Origin of the sequence: Actinoplanes sp. NPDC024001 (assembly GCF_040638955.1) — a bacterium.
Classification (GTDB): domain Bacteria; phylum Actinomycetota; class Actinomycetes; order Mycobacteriales; family Micromonosporaceae; genus Actinoplanes.
Map to the genome: position 1 here is coordinate 1 of NZ_JBEZZB010000070.1, position 25,121 is coordinate 25,121.

Below are 25,121 nucleotides of genomic sequence, written 5' to 3' on the forward strand. Positions count from 1 at the left end.
CCTTCCGCCGCCGCTGCCTTCAACGATCCCGTGACTCCCACTACCGCAAACGACTCAGCACGCTCGGAAGCTACGAACCGCCGTAGCAGTACTAGGCGAGGGCGCCCCGCGCGTGGACGTGGTGGCGGCCGATCGGCAGCATCAGCGGCTTGCCGGACACCGGGTCGGTGATCACCTGGCTGTCCAGGCCGAAGACCGCGCGCACGCACTCCTCGGTCAGCACCTCGGCCGGCTCGCCGGCGGCGTGCAGGTGACCGTCGGCCAGGGCGATCAGGTGGTCGGCGTAGCGGGCGGCCATGTTCAGGTCGTGCAGGACCATCACGATCGTGGTGCCGCGGTCGCGGTTCAGGTCGGTGAGCAGGTCCAGCACCTCGACCTGGTGGCTGACGTCGAGGAACGTGGTGGGCTCGTCGAGCAGCAGCAGCTCGGTCTGCTGGGCCAGGGCCATCGCGATCCACACCCGCTGCCGCTGACCGCCGGAGAGTTCGTCCACCGAGCGGTCGGCCAGGTCGGCGGTGTGGGTTGCGTCCAGGGCGGCGGCGACCGCACGGTCGTCGTCCTTGCTCCATCGCGACAGGATCCGCTGGTGCGGGTTGCGACCGCGGCCGACCAGGTCGGCGACGGTGATGCCTTCCGGGGCGATCGGTGACTGCGGCAGCAGGCCGAGGGTGCGGGCGAGTTCCTTGGCCGGCATCCGGTGCACCTCGCGGCCGTCCAGCAGCACGTGCCCGGCGCGCGGTGCGAGCAGCCGGGACATCGAGCGCAGCAGCGTCGACTTGCCGCAGGCGTTGGCGCCGACGATCGCGGTGATCCTGCCGGGCGGCAGGAGCAGGTCGAGCGATTCGATGACGACGCGCTCGCCGTAGCCGACGGTCAGTCTCTCGACCGTCAGTGAGTGGTCGGTGGTCACAGCGAGCCTCCCGCGCGGTTCGTGCGGACGAGCAGATAGATGAGGTAAGGGGCGCCGAGGACTCCGGTGATCACACCCACCGGGAAGCGGGTGTCGAAGGCGAACTGGCCGAGGAAGTCCGCGACCAGCACCAGCAGCGCCCCGACCAGGCCGGACGGCAGCAGCAGCGATCCGCCGGGGCCGATCAGCCGGGCCGCGATCGGCCCGGCCAGGAAGGCCACGAACGCGATCGGTCCGGTGGCCGAGGTCGCAAACGCGATCAGGCCGACAGCCGCCACGATCGACACCAGCCGGGTACGTTCCAGCCGGGTCCCGAGAGCCGCCGCGGTGTCGTCGCCGAGTTGCAGCATGGTCAGGTTCCGGGCCTGGGCGAGCAGGACCGGGCCGAAGACCAGCAGCGCGATCAGCACCGGAACCGTCTCGTTCCAGGTGGAGCCGTTCAGGCTGCCGTTGAGCCAGCGCGTCGCCGCCTGCAGGTCCCACTGCCCGGCCTGGTTCAGGATGTAGGAGGTGGCGCTGTTCAGCATCGCGGCGATGCCGATGCCGATCAGCACGAGCCGGGTGCCGGCCACCCCGTCCTTGAACGACAGCACGTAGATGATCAGGGCGACACCGAGCGCGGCGGCGATGGCGAAGACCGAGACGCCGGTCTCGCCGAGGTTGAGCACGATGATGGCGAAGGCCGCCGCCGCACCCGCCGCCGAGCTGATGCCGATGATGTCCGGGCTGGCCAGCGGGTTGCGCATCATGGTCTGGAAGGTGACGCCGCCCATGCCGAAGCAGAGCCCGGTGGCCAGGGCCAGCACGGTACGGGGCAGGCGCAGCTCCCCCACCGTGAACGAGGCGCCGGGCACCGTCTCGCCGAGGATCACCCGCAGCACGTCGCCGGGCGGGTAGAAGGTCTGCCCGACCATCAGCGAGACGGCGACCATGCCGGCGACGGCCACGCCGAGGACGGCCAGCACGGTGCGCCGTCGCAGGCCGCGCCGGACCCGGCCCCGGGTGACGGCCTCCAGGGTCGAGGTGCTCACCGCGGGCACCGGAACGGTCGGCGTGCTCACAGTTCGCGTACCTTCTGCCGGCGGACGATGGAGATGAAGAACGGGGCACCGATCAGCGCGGTGATGATGCCCGCCTCGATCTCGTCGGGCCGGTTCACCACCCGGCCGATGACATCCGCGCCGGTCAGCAGCGCGGCGCCGACGAGCGTGGCGAACGGCAGCAGCCAGCGGTGGTCCAGGCCGACGAGCAGCCGGCACAGGTGCGGGACGATCAGGCCGACGAAGGCGATCGGCCCGGCGACCGCGGTGGCCGCGCCGCACAGCACCACCGAGCCGAGGGCGGCCACCGCCCGGATCAGGACGACCCGCTCGCCGAGGCCGGCGGCGAGTTCGTCGCCGAGCGCGAGGGAGTTCAGCGGCCGGGCGCAGAGCAGGCAGATGACCAGCCCGGCGACCAGGAACGGCAGGACGTTGCCGATGCTCTCCCAGGTCGCGCCGCCGACGCCGCCGACCTGCCAGGACTGGAAGTTCTCCGCGATGTCGCCGCGCGGCAGCACGACCGCTACCACCAGCGAGGCCAGCGCGGCGGAGGTGGCCGCACCGGCCAGTGCGATCTTGAGCGGGGTGGCGCCGCCGCGGCCGAGCGAGCCGACCGCGTAGACGAAGAGCGTGGAGATGGCCGCGCCGGTGATGGCGACCCAGATGTACGCGGTCGCGGTGTACAGCCCGACGGTCACCATGCCGACCGCGATCGCCAGCATCGCGCCCATGTTCACGCCGAGGATGCCCGGGTCGGCGAGAGGGTTACGGGTGACCCCTTGCATGACCGCTCCGGACAGTGCCAGCGCAGCGCCGACGAGCGCGGCGAGGACCGTACGGGGAATGCGCTTGACGACCGCTGCCTGATTGAGCGTCTCGTCGCTGCCGCCGAAGGCAGCGGTGATGTCGGCCCAGCCGACGAACCGGGAGCCGAAGGCGACCGATGCCAGCATGACCAGGACCAGGACGGCCAGGACGACCAGCAGCCAGCCCAGGCGCACCCGGGCCGGGCGTCGCAGGGCAGCGACGTCCGGCCCGGGCGGAGTTTCGACGAGCGTCATCAGAGCTTGTCGGCGGCCTTGCCGAGCAGGTCGACGTAGTCCTTGAGGACGAACGACACGGCCAGCGGCGTCGGGTTGGCGGCGGTGGCCACCGGGGTGCTGCCGGGCAGCGAGACGAACGAGCCGCGGGCGACCGCCGGGATCTTGGAGAGCAGCGGGTCCTTCTGCAGGGTCGCCAGGGTGGTGCCCTCGGCGTCACCGTAGGTCACGATGATGTCCACGTCACTGAGGTTCTGCACCTGCTCGGCGCTCTGGGTGAGGCTGAACTCGGTGGTCGTGGCCGAGGCCTTCTCGATGCTCGCCGGGTGCTTCATGCCGAGGTCGGTGAAGAACTGCGCCCGGGTGTCGTGCGTGGTGTAGAAGCTGATCTTGCTGAGGTCGGTCGGGTCGAGGTGCGTCAGGAACATCACCGACTTGCCGGCCAGCTTCGGGTAGCGGGCCGCCTCGTCCTTCATCTGCTTCTCGATCTTCGCGATCAGCGCGTCGCCCTCGGTGGCCAGGCCGAGAGCCTTGCTCTCCAGCTTGATGCTGTCGCGCCACGAGGTGGCCCAGGCCGCCTTCGGGTACGCGACGACCGGCGCGATCTTGGTGAGGGTGTCGTAGTCCTGCTGGGTCAGACCGGAGTAGGCGGCCAGGATGACGTCCGGCTTGGTGTTCGCCACCGCCTCGAAGTCGATGCCGTCGGTCTCGTCGAACAGCACCGGGGTCTTCGCGCCCAGCTCCTTGAGCTTCGCCGCGTCCCAGGGCAGCAGGCCGTCGCCGTCCTCGTCGCCGAAGTTGGCCTTGGCGTAGCCGACCGGGACGATGCCCAGGGCGAGCGGCACCTCGTGGTTGGCCCAGTTGACGGTGGCGACCCGCTCGGGCTTCTTCTCGATGGTGGTCGAGCCGAAGGCGTGCTGGACGGTGACCGGGAACGCCGCCGCGGCGCTGCCGGTCGTGGCGGGGGCCTCTTCATTGTCGGACGAGCCGCCACAGGCGGCGAGCGCCAGGGCAGTCGTCGCGGCGACGATCCCCGCGAGGAACCGGGTTGCGCGCATGGCTGTGCACTCCACTTCTAGGTAGGTAAGGCTGGCCTAAGCTAGCAGCGGGGATGCTTGCGAGATCAAATTTTGTGGTCCACGACACTCCAGCGCAGGCGCTGCGGCGCGGTACGGCGGCTCAGCCGTGCCGCGGCAGGCGGACGCAGACCACGGTCCCGGCCGGCCGGTTCTGGTTCAGGGTGAGGGTGCCGTGATGCCGCCGCACGATCGCGTGCGCCAGGGTGAGGCCCAGCCCGCTGCCGAAGATGCCGTGGTGACGCACGTTGCTGCCGCGGAAGAACCGGTCGGTGACGCGATCCTGCTCCCCCGCGGGGATGCCGATGCCGAGGTCGGCGATGCACAGCTCGGCGGTGCCGTCGTGGGCCCGCAACCGGACCCGGATCTCGCCGTCGGCCGGGCTGTAGGCGGCCGCGTTGGCGAGCAGCTCGTCGACGACCTGCCGGAGCCGGCCGCGGTCGCCGCTGATCGTCAGCCCGGCCGGCAGGTCGGCGATGATCGTCAGCTCGGTACGGCAGCGCAGCGCCGCCACCGCGTCACCGACGATCCCGGCCAGGTCGACGTCGGCCGCGGTCACCGGAAGCCGGCCGGTGTCGAGACCGGTCAGGTCGAGCAGGGTGGCGGCGATCTGTTCCAGCGTCCGGGCGTTGCGGCTGATCACTTCGATCATCTGCTGGTGGTCGACGTCGAGCAGGCCGGCGTCCTCGGCGAGCAGGGCGGCGTTCGCGGCGATCGACGTCAGCGGGGTCCGCATCTCGTGCCCGACCAGGTCGATGAAGTCCTCCTGCGAGCGGGTGAGCTGCCGGGCGAGCTGCTCGGCGCGGCGCAGCGCCACGTAGACCCCGATCTGCCCGGCGATCCCGTCGAGCAGCACGGTGAGCAGATCCTCGTGACACTCGGGTGTGCTCGCGTAGCAGGTCAGCACGCCGAGCAGGGTGCCGCCGTCGCGGACCGGCACGGCCAGCACGGTACGGATCCCCCGGCGCAGGCACACCTCCACCCGCTTCTGCTCGTACGGCGTGCGCAGCTCGGTGTAGCCGGCGATGTCCGGCACCCAGATCGGCTGGCCGCTCAGCCACACCCGGCCGGTGATGCCCTGCCCGCACAGCGGGGTGTGGTTGAAGAAGCCGTCCTCACCCGCGCCGGTGGCGTCGTGGTGCCCGACCGAGCGCAGGTCGCCGGTCGTGTCGTCGATGAGGAACAGTTCGGCGCACGGCCAGCCCAGCGTCTCGGCCACCACGCGCAGGACCTCCGGGGCGGCGTCCGCGGTCGACTCCGCCGTACGCAAGGCATGCTCGACCTGCCGGTGGCACTCGCGGAACCGTTCGGCGCGGCGCAACGCGGTGACCTCGTGGGCGACCGACACCGCGCCCAGCCGGGCTCCGCCGGCGCCGATGATCGGCTGGGCGGTGGAGGCGAAGGTCCGGGTCCGGTGCCCCGGCACCACGCTGACCACGTCCACGGCGGTGACGTGCTCGCCGTGGACGGCCCGCATCAGGGGTGTCTCGGTCCACGTCATCGGCCGCATGTCGGCGTGCCGCAGGAAGCCGTCGAACGTGGCGCCGTAGTCCGCCGGCAGCGGCTCGTCGGCGGACCAGCCGCGAACCTCGCGCAGGGCCCGGTTCATCACCACGACCCGGCCGGTGTCGTCGCAGGCGATCACGCCGACCGAGAGGCTGTCCAGCAGGGCGGTGAGGAAGCTGCCGTGCCGGTCGGCGAGCGCCCGGGCGGCGTCGCGGTCCGACAGGTCGGTGAGGAAGACGCAGGCCAGCGCCCCGGACGCGCCGTGCACCACGGACAGCGCCGCCTGGGTGGCCAGCCGCCGGCCGTCCCGGTGGCGGACGGTCACCTCGCGCAACACCGGCCGGTGCGGAGCGGCCGCGAACAACCGCTCCAGCGCCACGCTGATCGGCTGCTCGCCGTAACCGGGCAGCAGGCTGTGGTCCAGGTGCCGCCCGCACACCTCCCCCGCGGTGTAGCCGAGCATCCGGTAGGCGGCGTGGTTGTAGCCGACGACGATCCCGTCCGGGTCCACCGCCAGGAACGCCTCCTGCACGCTGTCCAGCAGGGCGGCGCTGTCCAGGCTGGCGACGTACTCGGAGCCGGGGATCTCCCGCGCGGTGCACAGCAGCTCGGCGATCTCGGTCAGGGTGGCGAGGTGGTCGTCGGACCACGTACGCGGCACGGTGTCGAACACGGTGAGCGAACCCAGCGGCAGGCCGGCTTCGTCGCGCAGCGGCACCCCGGCGTACGCCCGCACCCCGAACTGTTCCGCGAGCGGGTGCTCGCGCAGGTCGCCGGAGGCCAGCGGCTGGTTCTGGCTGACGATGTACTTGCACACCGAGTACGACAGCGGGGCGTCGCCGGTCGCCGCCAGCGCGTCCGGCAGCTCGTGCGCCCCGGCGAAGTGCTCCTCGACGTCGTCGACCAGGGTCACCGCCGCCATCGGAGCGCTCAGCAACCGCGCCGCGAGCCGGGCTATCGCGTCCACCGGCAGCGGTGCCGCCGGCAGGCCGCGGCGCGCACGGGCGACCGCGGCCAACCGGACCGGATCCCGGAGCACGGCCTCGTTCAGCACCACCATCGATCTGTCCGAATCCTTGAGTCAGGCGTTACGGTCAGCGGGGCAACGAGGGCATTCCCATCCTGGTGACGCACAATCTATGAAGTTTGCGAACTCAGCGACATTCAAGGCAGGTCAGACGGGCGCAGCTCGGTGGTCCCGTCCGCGGTGTGCACGATGACGGTCAGCGCGTCCACCTCACCGCCCGCCGGGCCCGGCCACCACGCCCCCCACCAGCCCGCCTTCACGCTGGCCTGGAAGACCTTGCCGCTGTCCAGGCGCACCTCGACCGCGGTGACCTCCGGCCCGGCCAGGCCGACGATGTTCGACCACTGGCCGTCACCGTCGCCGAGCGCGCTCATCGTCTCCAGCGTGACCGTGCCGCGCGGCGGCGTCGGCAGCCCGGCCGCGTCCGCCAGGCCCATCGAGGCGAACTGGTCGTCGCCGGCGCTCAGGCACTCGACGACGGTGCCGTTCTCCTTCCGCATGATCAGCAGAGTGGCCTCGCCACGCTGCTCGGCGAGCAGCACGTCCGACGGGCTCACGGTCGCCGAGGTGCCACCGACGTCGTTGGCGCCGCACGCACGCGCCTCGGCAAGCACCTGCTCACCGGTGCGCGACGCCGGCATGGCGGTCCAGGACGCGACCGCCTTCTCCGCGGCCCCGGGCACCAGCGCCGGCACGGCCACCGCCAGCACCGCGCCGATCCCGGCCGCGGCCACGCCGACCGGCAGCCACCGCCGGGCCACAGCGCGACCCGGCCGCTGCATCATCTTTTCCACGTACGCCTGTGAGCGGCGCCATTCCGCGGCGCTGGGCTCCCGGCCCCGAGCCGGGTCGAGGACGGCGAGGCTGTCGAGGTCCTTCATGCTTTCGTCCATTCCTTGACGAGCGGGGTGCCGGATCCGGCCGGGTCGAGGGCGGCCTGCAGTCGTTGGCGGGCACGGCTGAGCCGCATCGCGAACGTCGAGCGGCGGCAGTTCAGCACGGTGGCCGCCTGCTCGGAGGTGAGGCCGTCGAAGGCGATCAGGGCGAGCACCTCACGGTCGGCGGCGCTCAGGGTGCGCCAGGCACGCTCCAGGTCGACGCGGGCCGCCGTACCGGTGGAGTCGTCCGGAACCTCGTGGGTGCCGGCGGCGACCAGGCGGACGTCGAGGGCCCGGCGCCGCAGCCAGCCACGGGTGCGGTTGGCCATGGTCCGGCGGGCCACGGCGAACAGCCAGGGCCGGGCGTCCTCGGGGAGCTCACCGAAGCGCCGCCAGGCGGTCAGGTAGACCGTCGAGACGACGTCCTCGGCGTCATCGGCCGGAATCCGTCGTTCGACGAACCGCAGCAGGTCGGCGAAGGTGTCGCGGTGCAGCCGGCGGAACCGGTCCTCGGCGTCCGCGGCCGGTTCCCTCATCGGGGTGTTCCTTGGTCCATGCCCCCTACCTGTCCGGCTCGGCGGGGGTTGTCACACCCGAGATCTCGTCAGGAGGTGGCGGCCGAATCCGCCGTACGGTCGCCGTGGCCCGCGTTGCGCCCGGGGCGACCGGTCAGGATGCGCGGGCCGCCCGCGGTGATCGCGACGGTGTGCTCGGAATGTGCGGTGCGCGAGCCGTCCGCCGAGCGGATGGTCCACCCGTCCGCGTCGAACCTGATTTTATCGGTGCTGCGGCAGAACCAGGGTTCGATCGCGATGGTCAGGCCCGGCTCCAGCTTCATCCCCCGGCGGGCACGGCCGTCGTTGGGCACGTGCGGCGCCTCGTGCATGGTGCGGCCCAGGCCGTGCCCGCCGAATTCGACGTTGACGCCGTAACCGTAACGGCGGCCGACCGCACCGATCGCGGCGGAGATGTCGCCGAGTCGGCCGCCCGGCCGGGCCGCGGCGATCCCGGCCTCCAGCGCGACCTCGGTCGCCTCGATCAGCTTCTGGTCGGCCGGGTCGGGGTTGCCGACGATCACCGAGACCGCCGAGTCGGCGACCCAGCCGTCGATGCCGACCGCCATGTCGAGGCTGAGCAGGTCACCGTCGCGCAGCACGTAGTCGTGCGGCAGGCCGTGCAGCACCGCGTCGTTGACCGACAGGCAGAGCACGTTGCGGAACGGGCCACGGCCGAAGGAGGGCGCGTAGTCCCAGTAGCAGGACTCGGCGCCGCGCTCCTTGATCCGGCGGCGGGCGTGGTGCTCGAGGTCCATCAGATTGACGCCGACGGCGGCGGTCTCGCTCAGCTCAGCGAGCAGTTCGCCGACGAACTGGCCGGTGACGGCCATGCGCTCGATCTCCGCGGGCGACTTGAGCTCGATCACGGCTACCTCCCTTTCCGGATGCGGTATTTTTATACCACGACTGATCCGGTGGCCATCGGGACTATCCTGCTGACATGGTTCGCCAACCGCTCACCGCCGAACAGATCGCCGCGGGCCGCCGCCTCGGAGCCGCCCTGCGGGCCGCCCGGGCCGACCGCAGTCTCGTCGACGTGGCCGTGGCGGCCGGCATCTCCCCGGAGACCCTGCGCAAGATCGAGGCCGGCCGCCTGCCGGCGCCGGCCTTCGGCACGGTGGTCTGCCTGAGCGAGGCCCTCGACGTGCCGTTGAGCGACCTGGCCGAGGTCTGGCTCGCCGACATGCCCGCCCGCCAGGCCTCCTGACGCCGCGGCCCCGGCCGCTTCGGTCGGATCGCCGATAACGCCGTGCGTCGATCGCCGACATGCTGGACGGCATGGACCCCGATCGGCTCCTGACGATGGCCACGGAGGCCGACGGCCCGGCGGGAACGGACGACGACCGGCAAACCGACCACCTCGTCCGAGCGCTGGGCGACCTGATGACCGCCGACCGCCGGCCGGCCGCGGCGCGGCTGCTGGCCGGCCCGCTCGCCACCGCGGACTGCCCTCCACGCCTGCTCCGGGAAGCCGTCGAGCTGGCGATCCGGCTCGACGACCCGCGGCTCGCCCTGCGGATCAGCGCCCGGCTCGAACCCGGCGCGCCCGGGCTGACGGTCCAGCGCGCCGGGCTGTTCCTGGATCTGGGCCGCCTCCGGGAGGCCTGGCAGCTGGTCGAGGACGACGGCACCACACCGGACCTGCGCGAGATCCGGGCGCGAACTCTGCTCAGCGCCGGGTTGCCCGTGCTCGCCGTCGACGCCCGCCGGGAGCGGCATTTCGGCTGGTCGGAGTGGGGTCGGCGCTGGTGGCGCACCGGCGGCCCGCTGTGGTTCGTCCGGGCTCGCGGCCGGCGCCGCGAGGAGGGCGAGCTCGACGATCGGCTCGGTCCGGCCGAGGATCCGGGCGAGGCCCCGGACCCCGCCGGCCTGGCGGCCGCGCTCGTCGAGGCCGCCGACGTGGCCGAGATCACCGATCAAGCCACGTCGCAGGGGGCCGCGGAGGCGGTCACCGTTCTTGCGCCCCGCCACGATCCGGCACGGCCCAACGTACGGCTGCTCACCCACCTGGCCTGGGCTCTCTACCTGAGCGATCAGGAGGAGCTCGCCCTGGTGCGGATCCGCGAGGCCCGCGCCCTGGAACCGGCCGACCCCGCCCTGCTGGACGCGGAACTGACCTTCCTCAAGTACCTGGACCGCTACGTCGAGGGGCTGGAGGTCGCCGAACGGTATGCCGCCGCCTCCGGCACCCCGGCGGAGGCTCGTGCATGCCACGGCGACCTGCTGGACGACTTCGGGCTCTACGCCCTGTCCTACGAGACGTTCGGTCCCGCCGACGGCCTCAGCGCGCAGTGGCGTGCCGAGCGGCGCAGGCAGTGGTGGCACACCGGGGGCCCGCTCGGCCGGCTTCGCCGCCGGTTGCGCTTCTCCGACGAGGCCATGCTGACGTCGTGGAGGACCCGGGCGGGCACGCTCGCCCGTGTTCTCGGCTCGGTCGTCGGCGCCGAGCGGGTCGCCGCACTGCGCGTGGTGGCTGATCGCTTCACGTTCGGGGAGGCCCGGCGGCGTCTGCGGTGGGGACGGATCAACCTGGTGGCGCGGCTCACCGCCGGCTATGCCGGATGCGTCCTGGCCGGCGTCGCCCTCAGCCGCCTCGCCGGTGACCTGCCACCGCTGTGGTCGGCGTCGGCCGGCCTGGCCGGCGGCCTGCTCGTCCTCTGGCTGCTGACCCGGGTCTACCGTTTCACCCGAGCCGAGCCCGGCGACCGCATCCTCACCCGGGTGCTTCCCGCCATCCTGGCGGTCGGTGCGGCCGGCTGTCTCATCACCCGAATCGGCGGCCGCTGGGCGCTGCTGATCGGGGCGACCGTGCTGGCCCTCTCGGCGGTGACCGCGTTGCGCCTGGTCGTCGCGGGCGGGGTCCGGGTCGGTGAGGTGCTGTGGCTACGCCGGTTCCAGCGAGCCGATCCGCGCGGCGCGGCCCTCGTGGATCTGCTCGACGTCCTGACCGACCTGACCCGTCCCGCCCTGCGCAACGACATGGCCTGGCGGCGCCAGTGGTTGCAGACCCTCGAACGGGTCGCGCAACGCCTGGAGAACGACCTGCCCACGCTCTTCGCCGTCGACCCGAGCAGCATGGACGTGCTGCGGCGCCGCGGCCGCGGTGCCGCGGCGGGGATCCGCGAACTCAAATATCCGCTGGTGGCGGCACCGCCCGGCACCTGGCGCCGGATCGAGACCGTGCTGCGCAGGGACATCGCGGCCCTGGCGGACGGTTCGCTGGGCCGTCTGCACGCGGTGGATCCGCCCACCCCACCGGCGCACGCCCGGCCGCGGCGGCAGATCGCCGTCGATGCGGTTCGCACGCTGGTCTTCGCCGGCCTGCCGCTCGCCGTCGTGCTGACGGCACAGCCCTGGCTGAGCTTCAACGAGACGATCCTCAACTGGGCACGCCTGCTCAGCATCGGCTGGGCCCTGCTCTACGTGCTGCTCACCGCTGACCCGACGTTCCGCGACAAGCTGCGTACCGGTTTCGCCCTCATCAACCTGGGACGCGGGACCGGAGAGGCCGCACAGCTCGACTCGCCGGAACCGGAGAAACGGTCCGGACCACCCCGATGACCCGGCCTTCGGCGTGCCCGGGCAGCGGGCGGCGAGAGGCGTAGAGTGAGGGTCTGGTTGCCTGGCGATCGGATTTCGAGTTCCCGGCCTCGGTGGACCTTGTTTCGCTCCGTTCCCACGGATCGGGACCCGTGCCTGCGTTGGTCCTGACGATGGGTGGCCCGATGACCCGGCCGAAACGGCGTGTGGCGCCGCAGACCGACAGCCGAGCTCGCGCCGAGGCGCTCTACCGCGCGGCTGCCGCAGCCCGGCACGCCCCCGCGGTCGACCAGGCCCAGCCGTGGCGCTGGCGTCTGACCGGCGCCTTCCTGGATCTCTACCTGGACCGCGACCGCACTGCCCAGGGCGACACCCTGACTCCCGGCCAGGCCGCGCTGAGCTGCGGCATCGCTCTGCACCACGCGCGCCTGACCCTCGCCGCGCGCGGCTGGCGGGTGAGCGTGGACCGCTGCCCCGATCCGGCGGCACCGCTGCACCTGGCACGGCTGCGCATCGACGGCCCGGCCGCGGCGAGCCCGGGCACCGCCCGGCTGGCCCGCGCGATCCGGCTGCGCAACGCCGACCCGCGCTCGCTGAGCGGTGAGCCGCTCGATCAGCAGGACCTGCGTCTGCTCATCCGGGCCTTCCAGTCGCACGACGTCCGCGTCCACGCGCTGCGCCCGGACCAGATCCTCGCGCTGGCGACGGCGGCCGCGCACGCCGGCGACGTCACGTCCGCCGAGGCGCGGTGGCACGAGGAACTGTCGCTGTGGGCCGGCGGAGACCGGATCGTCGGCGCCGGTGAGCGGCTGCGGCTGCCCGTCCGGCACGCGGTGCACGACCGGGCGGCGACTTTCCTGGTGCTGCACGGCTCCGGCGACGACGTGCGCGACTGGCTCTACGCCGGTGAGGCCCTGTCCGCCGGCTGGCTGGCCGCCACCCAGCGCGGCGTGTCGGTTCTCCCGCTGAGCGCACCGGTCGCGCAGCCGGCGGCCCGGCGGGCGCTGCGGTCCGCGGTGTCCGAACTCGACCAGCCGTACGCGGTGCTGCGCCTGGGCCGGCACGCCCTCCCGGCTGCGCCGCAGGCCCGCCGGCTTCCGGTCACCCAGATCATCGGGCGGCCGCTTCCGCTGCGGGGATGAGGCAGTTCCGGCGGTAAATATCGAGGCAGCCGGCGTGTAGAGTCGGATCGAGCAAGCCGCCAGGCGGGAAACCGGTCGATGCGTCACGCGTCGGCGGACCCGGCGGACAAGGGCGTCGCAGGCGTACGACTCGGCGTCTCCCTGGGTTACCTGGCGGCTCATAGTCATCGTGATCCGCGGCCCGCGGTTCGCCATCGCGACCCGAGGAGCAGCGTGCCCCTGACACCGGCCGACATACACAACGTGGAGTTCGGCAAGTCCCCGCTCGGCCGACGTGGTTACGACGCGGAGCAGGTCGACGCCCTCCTCGACGAAGTCACCGACGAGATGAGCCGGCTCCTGGAGGAGAACGACCTCCTGCAGACGCGCGCCCGGCGTACCGATGCGGTTGCAGCCGAGCCGGCGGCCGACGGCCGCGACCGGGCCGAGATCGCCGCGGCCGCTGCCGAGCTGGACCGGGCCCGCCGGGCCTGCGATCAGGCCGAGCAGGGCGCGCGCCTGCTGAAACGGCAGCTCGACGAGGCACGGCGGGCGGTCGCCCCGGCACTCTCCGGTTCGGCCGACCCCGCCCGGGTCCTCGCGATGGCGCAGCGCACCGCCGACGACCACCTGAGCCAGGCCCGGCAGAAGTCGCAGGCGCTGCTCGCCGACGCGCAGGCCGAGTCGAGCCGGATCAACGGCGAGGCACGGAAACTGGTCAGCGACATCCAGCACCACTCCCACCGCCTGCACAGCGAGTCGGCGGCGGCGCTGCGGATCAACCGCGACGACGTCCTCCACCAGATCGACGACCTGACCCGGTTCGCCGAGAACTACCGGGCCGCCCTGGGCGACCGGCTGACCGGCCAGTGGCAGCACATCGACGGCACCGCGGGCGGCGCGGACCCCGCGTGACGGGTCCGGCGGCCCGTCAGCGCGGGTGGTCCGCCGCTGCCATGCGCCGGGCCGCCTGAGCCTCATTCCGGGTATACCGGTCATAAGACCTAACGATCGTTGACGAAGGCGCCGGGCATGTAGGCGACGAACGCCGGGGTGTCACCCAGGCCCAGCGACTCGGCGTCGGCCTGCAGGCGCCGGGCGGTGGCCACCCGGCCCCAGTGCCCGGTCACGGCCCGGTGCTCGACCGCCCGGACCGCGGCGATGATCTCGCTGGGCGTGAAGGCGCAGTGGCCGCGGCGGTTCACGTAGGCCTGCCGCAGCAGCCGCTGGTCGCCGGCCGCACGCACCTGCCGGGCGTACTGCTCCTCGAACTCGACCGGCGCCAGCTGGTCGTAGAGCGTGTGCAGGGTCAGGTTCGGCACGTCGAGGTGGCCGGAGAGCGTCGAGGTGCGGGTCAGGTTGCGCAGCGCCTCCCGGTCGGCGCGCACGTCGGCGTTGCGGGTCAGCGTGGTGAGGTCGGCGCGCAGGCTGAGCCCGGCGGTGCGATAGAGCGCCCGGACGGTGTCGCGGTGCGGCGAGCGCGCCAGCAGCGCGGCGTAGTCGACCCCGGCGTTCCAGGACGCGTTCCCGCCCGCCGACAGTTCGATGAAGTACCGCGCGGGCATGATGAACGGCAGCGCCGCGACCAGCCAGTCGTACTGGGCGGCGGCGACGCCTTCGGCATCGCCCGGCGGCTGCGCCTGCGCGTTCGACCAGGTGGGCATGTTGAGCAGGGCGGTGGCCAGCGCCAACCGGGCACGGCCGGCCGCAGACGTACGGGCGGAGCTCGCCGTCGTCACCAGCTGGGCCGCGGCCGCCGCCCCCTCGGCCGGGCTCGCGTAGCCGACCAGCTTGACCGGGTCCTCCGGGCGCAGCAGCTGGTTCAGGGCGTACTCGCCGTCGAGCTGGTAGTTGTTGAGGTTGACGCCGCCGGCCATCAGCCCGCAGGTCGACACCGCGCCGTCCAGCAGGCGGCCGCCGACCTGGGCCTCCTGCCCGCTGACGAGCCCGCCCATCGAGGTGCCCAGCGCGATGGTGAGCCGCGGCCGGCCGATGATGCCGGTGATGGCGGCCAGGCTCTCGAACTGGTCGCGGGTGGCGCTGCGCAGCGCCCAGAGCGAGCCGTTCGGGTCGTAGGAGGAGCCGACCAGGGCGTACCCACGGTCGAGCATCGCCTGCCGCACCTCGGGGCTCGGCGCGTCGATCGCTTCCAGCGCGCCGAAGCCGTGGCTGTAGAGCACGAGGGTGCCGTTCCAGCCGGCCGGCACGTCGGCGACCCAGGTGCCGCCGTCCCGCAGCACACCGGTGTAGTGGGTCGCCGGTGGCGCGGCGGTTGCGACACCGGGCGACAGCCCGGCCAGCAGGGTGGCGGCCAGCAGGGTGGTGGTGAGTCGGCGGATCACGGATGCCTTCATCAGCGGACCTCCGGTAGTCGTCCGGTGCGCACGCGCTCAGCTTGGGCAGCGTCAGTGCAGTATCCACGCACATCGATCCTCACCGCACGTGCGCACCGCCGGCACGGTCGAACTCATCGCCGGCCTGCTGGTGATCGTCATGATGCTGACCACCTACCTGACCAGCCGTCAGATGATCATCAAGACCGGCTGGGCCGAGGATCCGCAGCAGAAGATGATCCAGCGCCTGATGCTCTACGGCATCCCGGCCTCGCTGCTGGTCTCGGGCGTGCTCGTCCCGATCGGCGTGGTCATCTACTGGGTCACGAACAACCTGGTCAGCCTCGCCCAGCAGCAGTGGGTGCTGCGTGCGTTCCCGCCGCTGCCCATCCCCGCCAAGCCCAGCCCGGTCCAGGGTCAGGCGGCCCGCCAGCGCGCCCGGTCGCCGCTCTTGCTGGTGCAGCGCATCAGCTTGCCGGTCTTGCTGCGCCCGTACGCGCCCTCGGGCGAGCAGAAGGCGCCCGGGTGCACGCCCTGCTGGGTGGGGTTCGACTTCGGGGTCTTGGACTTGGTCGGCCGCGGGGTCTTCGTCGTCCGGGTCGGCGACGGCTTCGGCGACTTGGATCGCTTCGGTTTGGCGCTCTTCGTCCGCGACGGGGCCGGCTCGGCCGAGGTGGTGGCCGGCGCGGGTTCGCTGGTCGCCTCCGCCGGCTGGGCCTGCCCGGTCTCGTCGTCCGAGGCTGGGGGCGAGGTCAGGGTCGGCGTCGCGGTGGCGGTCGCGGCGACCCTGTCGGTCTTGTCGCCGTCCGAGGAGTCGAGGTAGGCGCCGAATCCGGTGAACCCGCCGCAGCAGAGCACGAGCACGCCGGCCGTCCAGCCGGCGATGATCTTCCAGGAGCGGCGCGGCGCGGCCGCCGGCTGCACGGCGGTGGGCTGGTGCCAGATCGGCGGCGGCTGGTCGCCGGATGGTGGGTAGGTCACCTGAGACACCCTGGCAACGCCGGTGATCGCCGTCGATTACCCGGACGGGTGTTTACCGGCCGCCGACCCGGCGGCCCGCGGTGGATGTTCAGCGGAGCAGATCGGCGACGGTGGCGAGGCCGGCCTCGATCGCCCGGCGGGGCGTGTTGCCGAAGCCGAGGATCAGCCGCGGCGGCGGGTTCGCGGCGCGGTGATGCAGCGGTGCCATTCCGTAGAGGCCGACGCCGCGCCGGCCGGCCTGCTCGATGATCCGGTCCTCGGCGGCGCCGGGCGGCAGGTGCAGGATCGCGTGGAACCCGGCCGCGAGACCGGTGAGCCGCAGGTGCGGGGCGTGCCGGGCGGTGGCCGCGACGAGGGTTTCCCGGCGGGCCGCGTACTCGGCGCGGGCCCGGCGCAGGTGCCGGTCGTAGCGCCCGGACTCGATCAGCAGCGCCAGGGCCAGCTGGTCGAGGCCGGGACTGCCCCGGTCGGCCAGCCGCTTGCCGCGGGCCAGCGCCTCGTGCAGCCGGCCGGGGGCGACGATCCAGCCGAGACGCAGCGCCGGGGTGAGCGACTTGCTCACCGTGCCGAGCGAGACGACGCAGTCCGGCGCGAGGCCCTGCAGCGAGCCGACCGGGTCACGGTCGTAGCGAAACTCCGCGTCGTAGTCGTCCTCGATGATCAGGCCGCGGCAGTCGCGGGCCCAGGCGATCAGCTCCCGCCGCCGGGAACCGGTGAGTACCACACCGGTCGGCCACTGGTGTGCCGGGGTGACCAGCACCGCGCGGGCCCCACTGCGGCGCAGGGCCGCCACGTCCAGGCCGTCGTCGTCGACCGGCACGGGCACGGCGGCGAGCCCGGCCGCGGCGGCCAGTTCGGTGACGGCGGCGCCACTGCCCGGGTCCTCGTACGCCAGGGCGCCGATCCCCTCGCCGGCCAGCGCGGTCACCACCAGGCTCAGGGCCTGCTGCATGCCGGCGCAGACGATCAGGTCGTCCGGGGTGGCCGCGACCGCGCGGACCCGGGCCAGATAGGAGGCGAGCACCTCGCGCAGCCGGCGCCGGCCGACCGCGTCGTCGTAGTCGAACGCGGCGTTCGGCGCCGTACGGCAGACCTCCCGGACCGCCCACGCCCACGCTTCCCGGGGCGCGAGGCCCAGGTCGGGGACGCCGTGCCGGAAGTCGGCGACCGGGTGACGCACTGCCGCCGGCGCGGCGGGTTCCGGTCGCGGCGCGGCGGGCCGGTTCACCGCGGTGGCGGCCACCCGGGTGGCCGCGCCGGGCCGGCTGGTGAGGTATCCCTCGGCCTGCAACTGGGCGTAACAGTCCTGCACCAGCCCGCGGGACAACCCCAGGGTGCGGGCCAGCTCACGCGACGACGGCAGCGGCTCACCACCGGCCAGCCGGCCGGTGCGGATGGCCATCCGCAGCTGCTCCTCCAGTTGGGCGCGCAGCCCGGTGCGGCCACCGCGATCGATGGTCACCAGCAGCTCGGGGCCGGAACCGGCCCACTCGACGCGCACGAAACTGGACCTTATCAGGGGGCCGGTCCACTCCTACGGTCGTCGATATGACCGTTGACCTGCACCGCGCACCCCTCGTCACCCGCCCGCTCATCCTGCAGTCGCTGTCGCTGGCCGGCGCCTCGATCGGCTTCTACCTGCCGCTGTCGGTGGTGCCGGTGTTCGCCGCACAGTCCGGTTCGGACCGGCTGGCCGGCCTGGCCACGGTCGCGCTGCTGCTCGCCACCGTCGCCGCGGAGCTGGTCACGCCGCGGCTGACCGCGCGGATCGGGTACCGCTGGTCGCTGGCGCTCGGGCTGGTCCTGCTCGGGGCGCCGACGGCCGCGCTGGTCGTCAGCTCGGACGCGGTCACGATCCTCGCGGTGAGTGTGGTGCGCGGCGCCGGATTCGCGATCTGCACGGTGGCGGGTGGTGCGCTGGCCGCCACGACCGTGCCGGAGCAGCGACGGGGCGAAGGGCTGGCGCTGATCGGGCTGGTCACCGGCGTGTCCGGCATGCTGGCCCTGCCCGCCGGGGTGTGGGCCGCCGCTCAGTGGGGTTATCCACCGGTGTTCCTGGCCACCGCCCTGCTCACGATGGCGCCGCTGCTCTCCGTACCGTGGCTGCCGCATCGCACCGCGCCAGCCGGTCCGTCCGGGCACCGTGGCGTGCTGGCCGGCGTACGCGATCCGGCTCTGAGCCGGCCGGCCGCGATCTTCGCGGCCTCGACCGCGGCGGTCGGGGTGTTCGTCACCTTCCTGCCGCTGGCCGCCGCCGCGCAACCGGCCTGGGTGATCACGCTCGCCCTGCTCGCGCAGGCGGCCGCGGCCACCGCGACCCGCTGGGTGGCCGGCCGGATCGGCGACGTCCACGGCCCGGCCCGGCTGCTGGCGCCCGGCCTCCTGCTCGCCGTCGCGGGCCTGGCCGGCCTGGCCGTGATCGGTTCGCCGGCGGCGGTGGTCTGCGGTTCGCTGGTGTTCGGCGCCGGGTGCGGTGTGCTGCAGAACGCCACGCTGGCACTGATGTACAGCAGCGTCCCGGCCGGCCGGGCGCTCACCGTCAGCGCGATCTGGAACACCGCCTACGACCTCGGCATGGCCGGTGGCGCGCTGGTCGCCGGGCTGGTGGCCGGCTCGATCGGTTACCCGCTGACGTTCGTCCTGACCGCCGCGGCGATGCTGCCGGCCCTCGTCGTATCGAGAAGGGCCACATCCGCGTCGGGCACGCCGTACCGGTCGGCGCGGCATAGCCGCGACCGCACCGGGTAGGGGATCACCAACGAGTGAGGAGCCGATACATGCCGAAGCCGGTGTCCGAGCAGGTCGTGGTGATCGCGGGAGCGTCCAGTGGGATCGGCCGGGCGGCCGCGCTGGAGTTCGCCGGCCGGGGAGCGAAGGTGGTGTGCGCGGCCCGCGGCGAACAGGCGCTCGGCACGCTGGTGGACCAGATCCGCTCGGCCGGCGGGACCGCCGTCGCTGTGCCCACCGACGTCACCGACGCGGCGGCGGTGCGGGCCCTCGCCGAGACCGCGGAACGCGCGTTCGGGCGCGTCGACACCTGGGTCAACAACGCCGCCGTCGGGGTCTGGGGGCGGATCGAGGAGATCACCCCGGACGAGTTCGAGCGGGTGATGCGGGTCAACCTCCTCGGGCAGGTGCACGGCATCCAGGCCGCGCTGCCCGCGCTGCGGCGGGCCGGCGGCGGTGTGCTGATCGGGGTCGCCTCGGTGGAGGGAATCCGGGCGGTGCCGCTGCACAGCCCGTACACCACCAGCAAGTTCGCGGTGCGCGGCCTTTACGACTGCCTGCGCATGGAGCTGGCCCAGGAGGGCGCGCCGATCGTGGTCACGACGATCCTGCCGTCCTCCACCGCCACGCCGTTCTTCGAGCATTCCCGCACCAAGCTGGGCGGCATGGCGAAGCCGCCCCCGCCGGTGTACGCGCCGCAGGTCGTCGCCCGGGCCATCGTCTACGCGGCCGGCCATCCCCGCCGGGAGATCGCGGTCGGTGGCACGGCCGGCGCGGCGTACCTGGGGCAGCGCTTCTTCCCCGCCCTGACTGACGTGATCTTCTCGATCCGGCGCATCGGCGCGGACATGCTGCACGCCGACCGCCCCGACAACGGCATCGACAACCTGGACGGCCCGATCGACGGTCCCGGCCGCGTCACCGGCGAATACGCCGGGCGGATGTTGCGGCACAGCGCGTACACCTGGTTGATCGGCCGCCGCCGCCGGCCCGGCGAGCTGGCGCTGAGCGGCCTGCGCCGCCTGCACGGCCTGGCCCGGCAACGCCAGAAGGCGGTGTCAGCGGGCCGCCCGCTGACACCGCCGGCTGTCACCAGGGGCGGATAGGCGGGAAGGGGTATCTTCGGTCCGGAACGAACCGGACGACCCGGTTCCGCTGGAAGGCTGAGCGGCGCCGATGGGACTGCGATTCGAGACGCGCGGGTCCGACTCCGAGTGGGTCGACACGGTGTGGACCTGCACCAGCGAGCGGGTCACCGAGATGACCTCGGTCGCGACGGCGCGCTGGGGCCTCGTCTTCTGGCAGCGCGACGGCCAGGCCTACGCCAGCGTCACCGGCCCGGAGACCCGGACCGGCACCGCGCCGGTGCCGGAGGGCGCCGGCTTCGTCGGCATCGACTTCGCCGTCGGCACGTCACTGCGCGCCCTCCCCGCGGCGGTCCTGGTCGACCGGGGCGCCGAGCTGCCCGGCACCACCCGGCGCACCTTCCGGCTGGACGGCGCCTGCTGGGAGACGCCGGGCCCGGACGACGCCGAGGCCCTGGTCGACCGTCTGGTCCGCGCCGAGGTGGTGATCCGGGACCCGCTGGTGACCGCGGTCCGCCGCGGCCACCAGCCCGAGGTCACCGACCGCACCCTCGAACGGCGGTTCCGGGCGGCCACCGGGCTGACCCAGGGCGCGGTCCGCCAGATCGAGCGGGCCCGCCGGGCCTGCGAGCTGCTGGCGGCCGGCGTTCCCAGCGCCGGGGTGATCGGCGACCTCGACTACTTCGACGAGCCGCACCTGGCCCGGGCGCTGCGCCGTTACGTCGGCCGTACGGCGGGGCAGCTGCGCGACGGCGCCGGCGGGGCGATCGCCCTCGACCTGGATCAGCGCGTGACGTCGTAGATCAGCTTCACGATGCCGTTGGAGTAGGCCTCCGACTCGCGCAGCTTCAGCGTCTGCTTCTCCCGGTCGGCGGTGCTGAACAGGCTCTTGCCGCCGCCCAGCAGCACCGGGAAGACGAGCAGGTGGTAGCGGTCGATCAGGCCGGCGTCCGACAGGCGCCGGGCGAGTTCCGCGCTGCCGTGGATGAAGATCGCGCCGCCCTCGGTCTTCTTCAGCTCGGCGACCTCCTCGACCGAGCGCAGGATCGTCGTCGGCCCCCAGCCGTCGGCCAGGTCGCCCTCGCCGAGGGTGGTCGAGACGACGTATTTCGGCAGTTCCTTGTAGGCGGCGTGGTCCTCCGACTCCCGCCAGGTCGGCGCGAACGCCTGATAGCTGCGGCGGCCGAACATCAGCGCCGTCGTGTCGGCGAGCTCCTCGCCCTTGAGGGCGAACGCCTCGGGCACGAAGTCGATGTCCTTGAACACCCAGCCGCCGCTGCGGTGCTCCTCGCCCGGCCCACCACCGGGCGAGTCCAGCACACCGTCGAGCGAAACGAATCCGGTATAGACGAGTTCACGCATGGGCTCAGACTAGGCACGCCCCCGGCCGCCGTCTTGTACAGAACCGACGCTTGCCCAAGTCTCAACCGGCGGTTCAAAGATACGGTCGAAGCCGTGGAGCTCAGCATGACCGAACTGCGGGAGGTCGCCGCCTACGCGGTGGCCTGCGCGGAACCCGCACTGGCGATCTACGAACGGGACCGGCCGGACGACCCGCGCCCCCGGGCCGCGGTCGCTGCCGCCAAGGCGTTCGCTGACGGGGGCGAGCGCACCAAGGCGATCCGGGACAGCGCGTGGGCGGCGCACCGGGCGTACCAGGAGACCCGCGACGCCGGACTGGCGGCGGCGAGCGAGGTGGCGCGCGCGGCTGTCGCCGCAGCCAGCGCGGCGTTCCTGCATCCCCTGGCCAAGGCCACGCAGGTTTTGCACATCCTCGGCCCGGCCGGCCACGCCGCCCGGGCTTTCGAGATCGACGCCGGCGGCGATCGTACGGTCGGCGCCGGCCACCTCGAGCGGGCGGCGGGTCTGGCCGGCCCGGTCGTCGTCGGTGTCCTGGCGCGCTACCCGAGCGCCCCACCCGGCCGCGGCCGTCCCGGAGAGCTGGTCCGGGAACTGGACGCCACGTTACGACGGTTTAAGGTTGGCCCGTGACGGACCGCTGGAGCGGTTCTATTTCCGGGGGCCCCGGTCCGCAGCTGGGCCAGATCGACGGCGCGACCGGCCGCTGAGCGCCCTGGCGGGTAACCGACAAGCACCACCAGCTGTCAGGGGCTGGACACCCGCGGTGACGCCATCGGCCTACCCTGACGCTGTCTCGGCCCGTCCAACCCGGGGGTGCCGACATGGTGATCCATGCACCCGCCTCACCCGAACTCACCGTCCTCGGCTGGGCGGCGACGTGCTGCGGGCTGGCCGCCCTGTTCCTCAGCGGCGTGCCGCTGCCCCTCGTCGTCCTGCCGCTCGCCGCCGTCACCGTGGCACTGAGCACCGTCGCGCTCTACCGGGGCGGCGCCGGCCTCGTCGCGCACGGTCTCACCGGGATGGTCACCGCGCTGGTCAGCGTCGCCGTCACGGTCGCACTGATCCTCACCGCCCCGGCCACCACCGGTGTCCGCCGGCAGCCCGGTGAGCCCGGCGGGGCGGGCGGCGCGCTGCCGCCGACGCAGAAGCTGGCCGCCCCGGTGCCGGTCGTGCTCGGCCCGGCGTCGGTGGCCGCTTCCCGGACCGCCGGCCCGAGCACCGACTCGGCCGGCAACACGGTCCGGTTCTCCGCCACGAACGTGCTGGACGGTGATCCCAGCACGGCGTGGCGGGTCGCCGGCTCGGGCGTCGACGTGGTCCTCGCCTTCGAGTTCGCCGAGCCGGTGCACCTCAGCGCGGTCGGGATCATCCCCGGTTACGCCAAGGTGGACTCCGGCAACGGCGTCGACCGGTTCACCCAGAACCGGCGGGTCCGCGAGGCCCGGTGGACCTTCACCGACGGTTCCGCGCTGGACACCCGGTTCACCGACGACCGCGAGATCCAGTACGTGGACGTGGACGTCGACACCACGGTCGTCCAGCTGGCGATCACGGGGTCGAGCCGCCGTACCGACCGCAACTACACGGCCATCTCCGAGGTCGTCTTCGTCGGCTGGCCGATCCGCTAGGAGGCGGACATGTACGACACGACGCGCCTGCTCTGCGCGGCCGCCTACCTGGACCGCCGCTTCACCGACCACGTCGTGCGCCGGGTGCTGCGCGAGGAGCTGCGCGCGGTCGCACCGTCGTTCGGCGTCGACATCGTGCCGGTGGTGCGGCACTGCCTGGCCGCACAGCGCCGCCGGCTGCTGCGCGACACCATGCTGGTGCTGGTGGCCGCCTCCTGGTTCCTGATGGTCCGTTTCGGCGCCGACCTGATCAGCGCCGGCATCCAGGTGCTGCTGCTCGCCTGGGGTGTGGTGTTCCTGGCCGCCTGCCTGGACCGCTACCAGATCCTCGCCGGGTTCTTCCCCGGGCGGTTCGACCCGGGCACCGCACCGGAGCCGGCCACCCGCAAACAGTCCCGGCTGCTCGCCGAGCTCGGGCGCAACGAGACCGGCAACGTCACCGTCTACAGCGGCTTCCGGCCCTTCGTCGGCGCCGGCGTGGCGGGCGAGAGCTGGTCGTTCACCACCGACCTGCGCAAGGGCCGAGAGGATTTCGACGTCGTGCACGAGCCGCGCCCGTTCGAGGTGGACGACCTCTACGCGCACCTCGGCAAGGCGCTGCGCGAGCTCGACCTGGACGGCCTCGACGTTCACCACCGTCTCTTCGTCAACGGCCAGGACATCCGCCGGCAGAGCTGGGTCCTGCCCGACCCGCTGCGGCGGCCGGTTTCCGTGGTCGAGCCCGGGTGGATCCAGCAGTACCTGCGCACCCCCACCCATCAGGTGCGTCACTATCTGGTCGCGCAGCTGGTGGACTGGAGCGGCGAACTGGTCGTGTCGATCTTCCTGCGGTTCGCGCGGACCGGCTCGTGCCTGGTCTCCGAGGCGGCGTACTTCGTGCTCCCGCCGCTGTGGGAGAGGTACCACGCCGTGGACCGCCTGCGGCCGGGCGCCGACGTACGCAATGCCCTGCGGATGGTCGCCCGCACCGCCCTGCAGGCGCCGTTCCTGCTGCTGCTCTCCCCGTTCACGGTCGGCGCCCGGCTGCTCGAACCGGCGGCGCTGTTCCTGGAGCGGCGCGAGATCCGCCGCCAGATCCGCTCCGATATGCTCTTCGACTACGGCGCGGCGACCAGCGTGCGGGAACTCGGCACGGCGCCCGGCTACCGCCGCTACTTCCAGATGCTCGACCACTCGGCGTACGTGAAGTTGCTCGACCACGCCGTGCTCAACGCCGTCATCGACTTCCTCGACGAGCACGACATCGACACCAGCGACCTCAAGGAACGCCAGTCGGTGATCCAGAACAACGGCGTGATCGTCTCCGGCGGCGGATCCCTGCAGGCGCAGAGCATGGCCGTCGGCAAGGGCGCCAAGGCACGGGCGAAACAAGCGCGGGACCGCGTGAAGGTGCCGACGAGAAAAGGGGGTTCACGATGACCGGTCCACGGCGCAACGAGGGCATCATCGTCACCGGCGGCCGCATCGACGCCGGCGCGCTCGCGGTCGGCCGCGGCGCCCGCGCCGAACAGGTCGTCCACCAGGCCGCGACCGACCTGGCGGCGCGCGGCCAGGCCGAACTCGCCCAGGCCCTGGAGGAGCTGATCCGCCGGATCGACGAGCACGCCGCCCAGCTGGCGAACGCCGGCGAGCTGAAGGAGTCGGCCCAGGTGGTCGCCGAGGAGCTGACCAGGGACGAGCCCAACCGGACGACCGTGACGGGTGTCCTCGCCGGCATCGCCGAGAGCGTCAAGTCGGTGGCCGGTGTGGCGGCCGCCGCCCAGGCCCTGGTCCAGGCGGTAGCCACCTATCTCTAGGCGAGGCCGAGCGCTTCGGCCTCGTCGCGGTGGGCGCCGCGGGTCGCGCCGATCGCGCGGAGCACCTCGTTGATCGCCGGGCCGGGCAGCGGCGGATCGGACGGCTCGCCGATGACGTGCGGGGCGTCGGACCAGCCGCGGCCCGGCCACTGCGGGACCAGCGACGTGCCCCGGGCGCCGGCCGGGACGTCGGTGCCGGGGGCGGCCTCGTGGTAGAGCATGCCGGCCTGGGTGCCGTCGGTGCTGAGCCGCACGAAGGCGATGGTGGCGCCGGGCACCGCGGTCAGGCCGGCGCACTGCAGGGCGGCGGTGATCAGGAAACTGCCGTCGCCCTCGTCGAGGCCTTCGGCGTAACCGCGGACCATCGCCCGGGCGATGCAGTCCTGCATCGCGTCGGTGGCCATCGGCAGGTGGCGGAAGCCCTGCTCCAGCTCGGTCAGGCCCGCCGCGACGCCGGTGACCGCGTCGCGGTGGAACACCAGGCCCTCCACGATCGACTCGCTCATGTCAGCAT

The 25,121-nt window shown here is 73.0% G+C and carries 24 protein-coding genes and 1 pseudogene; 13 read left to right on the forward strand and 12 right to left on the reverse strand.

Going from position 1 to position 25,121, the window contains the following annotated elements; translation table 11 throughout:
* Positions 1-91: 91 nt before the first annotated feature.
* The 8 genes from AB0F81_RS25935 to map form a co-directional block, all read right to left on the reverse strand.
* Positions 92-910 (reverse strand): ABC transporter ATP-binding protein, encoded by an 819-nt coding sequence (locus AB0F81_RS25935; protein WP_360201251.1) that lies wholly within the window; start codon positions 908-910, stop codon positions 92-94.
* On the reverse strand, positions 907-1,971 hold the full coding sequence (locus tag AB0F81_RS25940) for an iron chelate uptake ABC transporter family permease subunit (RefSeq protein WP_360201252.1): 1,065 nt from the start codon (positions 1,969-1,971) through the stop codon (positions 907-909). Before AB0F81_RS25940 ends, AB0F81_RS25935 begins: the two co-directional genes overlap by 4 nt.
* Positions 1,968-3,011: an iron ABC transporter permease gene (locus AB0F81_RS25945; protein WP_360201253.1), complete on the reverse strand. Its 1,044-nt coding sequence runs from the start codon at positions 3,009-3,011 to the stop codon at positions 1,968-1,970. Before AB0F81_RS25945 ends, AB0F81_RS25940 begins: the two co-directional genes overlap by 4 nt.
* Complete coding sequence (locus AB0F81_RS25950; RefSeq protein WP_360201255.1) at positions 3,011-4,048, reverse strand: iron-siderophore ABC transporter substrate-binding protein; 1,038 nt, start codon at positions 4,046-4,048, stop codon at positions 3,011-3,013. The genes AB0F81_RS25945 and AB0F81_RS25950 overlap by 1 nt, the downstream gene beginning before the upstream one ends.
* Positions 4,049-4,169: 121 nt before the next feature.
* Positions 4,170-6,632 (reverse strand): GAF domain-containing protein, encoded by a 2,463-nt coding sequence (locus AB0F81_RS25955; protein ID WP_360201257.1) that lies wholly within the window; start codon positions 6,630-6,632, stop codon positions 4,170-4,172.
* A gap of 104 nt (positions 6,633-6,736) precedes the next feature.
* On the reverse strand, positions 6,737-7,480 hold the full coding sequence (locus AB0F81_RS25960) for a hypothetical protein (protein ID WP_360201258.1): 744 nt from the start codon (positions 7,478-7,480) through the stop codon (positions 6,737-6,739).
* The gene (locus tag AB0F81_RS25965; RefSeq protein WP_360201259.1) at positions 7,477-8,013 is read right to left on the reverse strand and encodes an RNA polymerase sigma factor; all 537 of its coding nucleotides are present in this window, start codon (positions 8,011-8,013) and stop codon (positions 7,477-7,479) included. Before AB0F81_RS25965 ends, AB0F81_RS25960 begins: the two co-directional genes overlap by 4 nt.
* A gap of 68 nt (positions 8,014-8,081) precedes the next feature.
* On the reverse strand, positions 8,082-8,900 hold the full coding sequence (gene map, locus AB0F81_RS25970; RefSeq protein ID WP_360201261.1) for a type I methionyl aminopeptidase: 819 nt from the start codon (positions 8,898-8,900) through the stop codon (positions 8,082-8,084).
* Positions 8,901-8,974: 74 nt separating this feature from the next.
* On the opposite strand from map, the gene AB0F81_RS25975 reads away from it, so the two are divergent.
* The 4 genes from AB0F81_RS25975 (at position 8,975) to AB0F81_RS25990 (ending at position 13,610) form a co-directional block, all read left to right on the forward strand.
* The gene (locus AB0F81_RS25975) at positions 8,975-9,241 is read left to right on the forward strand and encodes a helix-turn-helix transcriptional regulator (RefSeq protein ID WP_360201263.1); all 267 of its coding nucleotides are present in this window, start codon (positions 8,975-8,977) and stop codon (positions 9,239-9,241) included.
* A gap of 71 nt (positions 9,242-9,312) precedes the next feature.
* Positions 9,313-11,595, forward strand: a complete 2,283-nt coding sequence (locus AB0F81_RS25980; protein WP_360201265.1) for a hypothetical protein — start codon at positions 9,313-9,315, stop codon at positions 11,593-11,595.
* 131 nt (positions 11,596-11,726) lie between these two features.
* Complete coding sequence (locus tag AB0F81_RS25985) at positions 11,727-12,716, forward strand: nitroreductase (RefSeq protein WP_360201267.1); 990 nt, start codon at positions 11,727-11,729, stop codon at positions 12,714-12,716.
* A 213-nt stretch (positions 12,717-12,929) separates the two neighbouring features.
* Positions 12,930-13,610 (forward strand): DivIVA domain-containing protein, encoded by a 681-nt coding sequence (locus AB0F81_RS25990; protein ID WP_360201269.1) that lies wholly within the window; start codon positions 12,930-12,932, stop codon positions 13,608-13,610.
* A gap of 89 nt (positions 13,611-13,699) precedes the next feature.
* Here the strand turns inward: AB0F81_RS25990 and AB0F81_RS25995 are convergent, their stop codons facing one another.
* Positions 13,700-15,049 carry a hypothetical protein gene (locus tag AB0F81_RS25995; RefSeq protein WP_360201270.1) on the reverse strand — a complete coding sequence of 450 codons (1,350 nt, stop codon included), beginning with the start codon at positions 15,047-15,049 and terminating at the stop codon, positions 13,700-13,702.
* Positions 15,050-15,152: 103 nt separating this feature from the next.
* Here AB0F81_RS25995 and AB0F81_RS26000 point away from each other — a divergent pair.
* Together AB0F81_RS26000 and AB0F81_RS26005 are read left to right on the forward strand one after the other, a co-directional pair.
* Positions 15,153-15,410 (forward strand): annotated as a pseudogene (locus AB0F81_RS26000) (YidC/Oxa1 family membrane protein insertase); the annotation flags it as partial.
* A gap of 453 nt (positions 15,411-15,863) precedes the next feature.
* The gene (locus AB0F81_RS26005) at positions 15,864-16,004 is read left to right on the forward strand and encodes a hypothetical protein (RefSeq protein ID WP_360201272.1); all 141 of its coding nucleotides are present in this window, start codon (positions 15,864-15,866) and stop codon (positions 16,002-16,004) included.
* Positions 16,005-16,097: 93 nt separating this feature from the next.
* Here the strand turns inward: AB0F81_RS26005 and AB0F81_RS26010 are convergent, their stop codons facing one another.
* Entirely contained in the window at positions 16,098-17,510 is a 1,413-nt protein-coding gene (locus AB0F81_RS26010) for a PLP-dependent aminotransferase family protein (RefSeq protein ID WP_360201274.1), read from the reverse strand.
* Positions 17,511-17,557: 47 nt separating this feature from the next.
* Between AB0F81_RS26010 and AB0F81_RS26015 the strand changes: the two genes are divergently transcribed.
* The 3 genes from AB0F81_RS26015 to AB0F81_RS26025 all read left to right on the forward strand — a co-directional run bounded on the left by AB0F81_RS26015 (position 17,558) and on the right by AB0F81_RS26025 (position 20,623).
* Entirely contained in the window at positions 17,558-18,757 is a 1,200-nt protein-coding gene (locus AB0F81_RS26015) for an MFS transporter (protein WP_360201276.1), read from the forward strand.
* Between the two features lie 29 nt (positions 18,758-18,786).
* Entirely contained in the window at positions 18,787-19,842 is a 1,056-nt protein-coding gene (locus tag AB0F81_RS26020; RefSeq protein ID WP_360201277.1) for an SDR family oxidoreductase, read from the forward strand.
* 70 nt (positions 19,843-19,912) lie between these two features.
* The gene (locus tag AB0F81_RS26025; protein WP_360201278.1) at positions 19,913-20,623 is read left to right on the forward strand and encodes a helix-turn-helix domain-containing protein; all 711 of its coding nucleotides are present in this window, start codon (positions 19,913-19,915) and stop codon (positions 20,621-20,623) included.
* Here the strand turns inward: AB0F81_RS26025 and AB0F81_RS26030 are convergent.
* A complete protein-coding gene (locus tag AB0F81_RS26030; protein WP_360201280.1) occupies positions 20,605-21,183 on the reverse strand; it encodes a dihydrofolate reductase family protein in 579 nt (192 codons plus the stop codon). The genes AB0F81_RS26025 and AB0F81_RS26030 overlap by 19 nt on opposite strands.
* Before the next feature lie 93 nt (positions 21,184-21,276).
* On the opposite strand from AB0F81_RS26030, the gene AB0F81_RS26035 reads away from it, so the two are divergent.
* The 4 genes from AB0F81_RS26035 to AB0F81_RS26050 all read left to right on the forward strand — a co-directional run bounded on the left by AB0F81_RS26035 (position 21,277) and on the right by AB0F81_RS26050 (position 24,607).
* Positions 21,277-21,813, forward strand: a complete 537-nt coding sequence (locus AB0F81_RS26035; RefSeq protein WP_360201282.1) for a putative immunity protein — start codon at positions 21,277-21,279, stop codon at positions 21,811-21,813.
* Positions 21,814-22,004: 191 nt separating this feature from the next.
* Positions 22,005-22,811 (forward strand): hypothetical protein, encoded by an 807-nt coding sequence (locus AB0F81_RS26040; RefSeq protein ID WP_360201284.1) that lies wholly within the window; start codon positions 22,005-22,007, stop codon positions 22,809-22,811.
* A gap of 9 nt (positions 22,812-22,820) precedes the next feature.
* Positions 22,821-24,230, forward strand: a complete 1,410-nt coding sequence (locus tag AB0F81_RS26045; RefSeq protein WP_360201285.1) for a hypothetical protein — start codon at positions 22,821-22,823, stop codon at positions 24,228-24,230.
* Positions 24,227-24,607 (forward strand): hypothetical protein, encoded by a 381-nt coding sequence (locus AB0F81_RS26050; protein ID WP_360201287.1) that lies wholly within the window; start codon positions 24,227-24,229, stop codon positions 24,605-24,607. The genes AB0F81_RS26045 and AB0F81_RS26050 overlap by 4 nt, the downstream gene beginning before the upstream one ends.
* Here the strand turns inward: AB0F81_RS26050 and AB0F81_RS26055 are convergent.
* Positions 24,604-25,113 carry a hypothetical protein gene (locus AB0F81_RS26055; protein ID WP_360201289.1) on the reverse strand — a complete coding sequence of 170 codons (510 nt, stop codon included), beginning with the start codon at positions 25,111-25,113 and terminating at the stop codon, positions 24,604-24,606. The genes AB0F81_RS26050 and AB0F81_RS26055 overlap by 4 nt on opposite strands.
* Positions 25,114-25,121 lie beyond the last annotated feature (8 nt).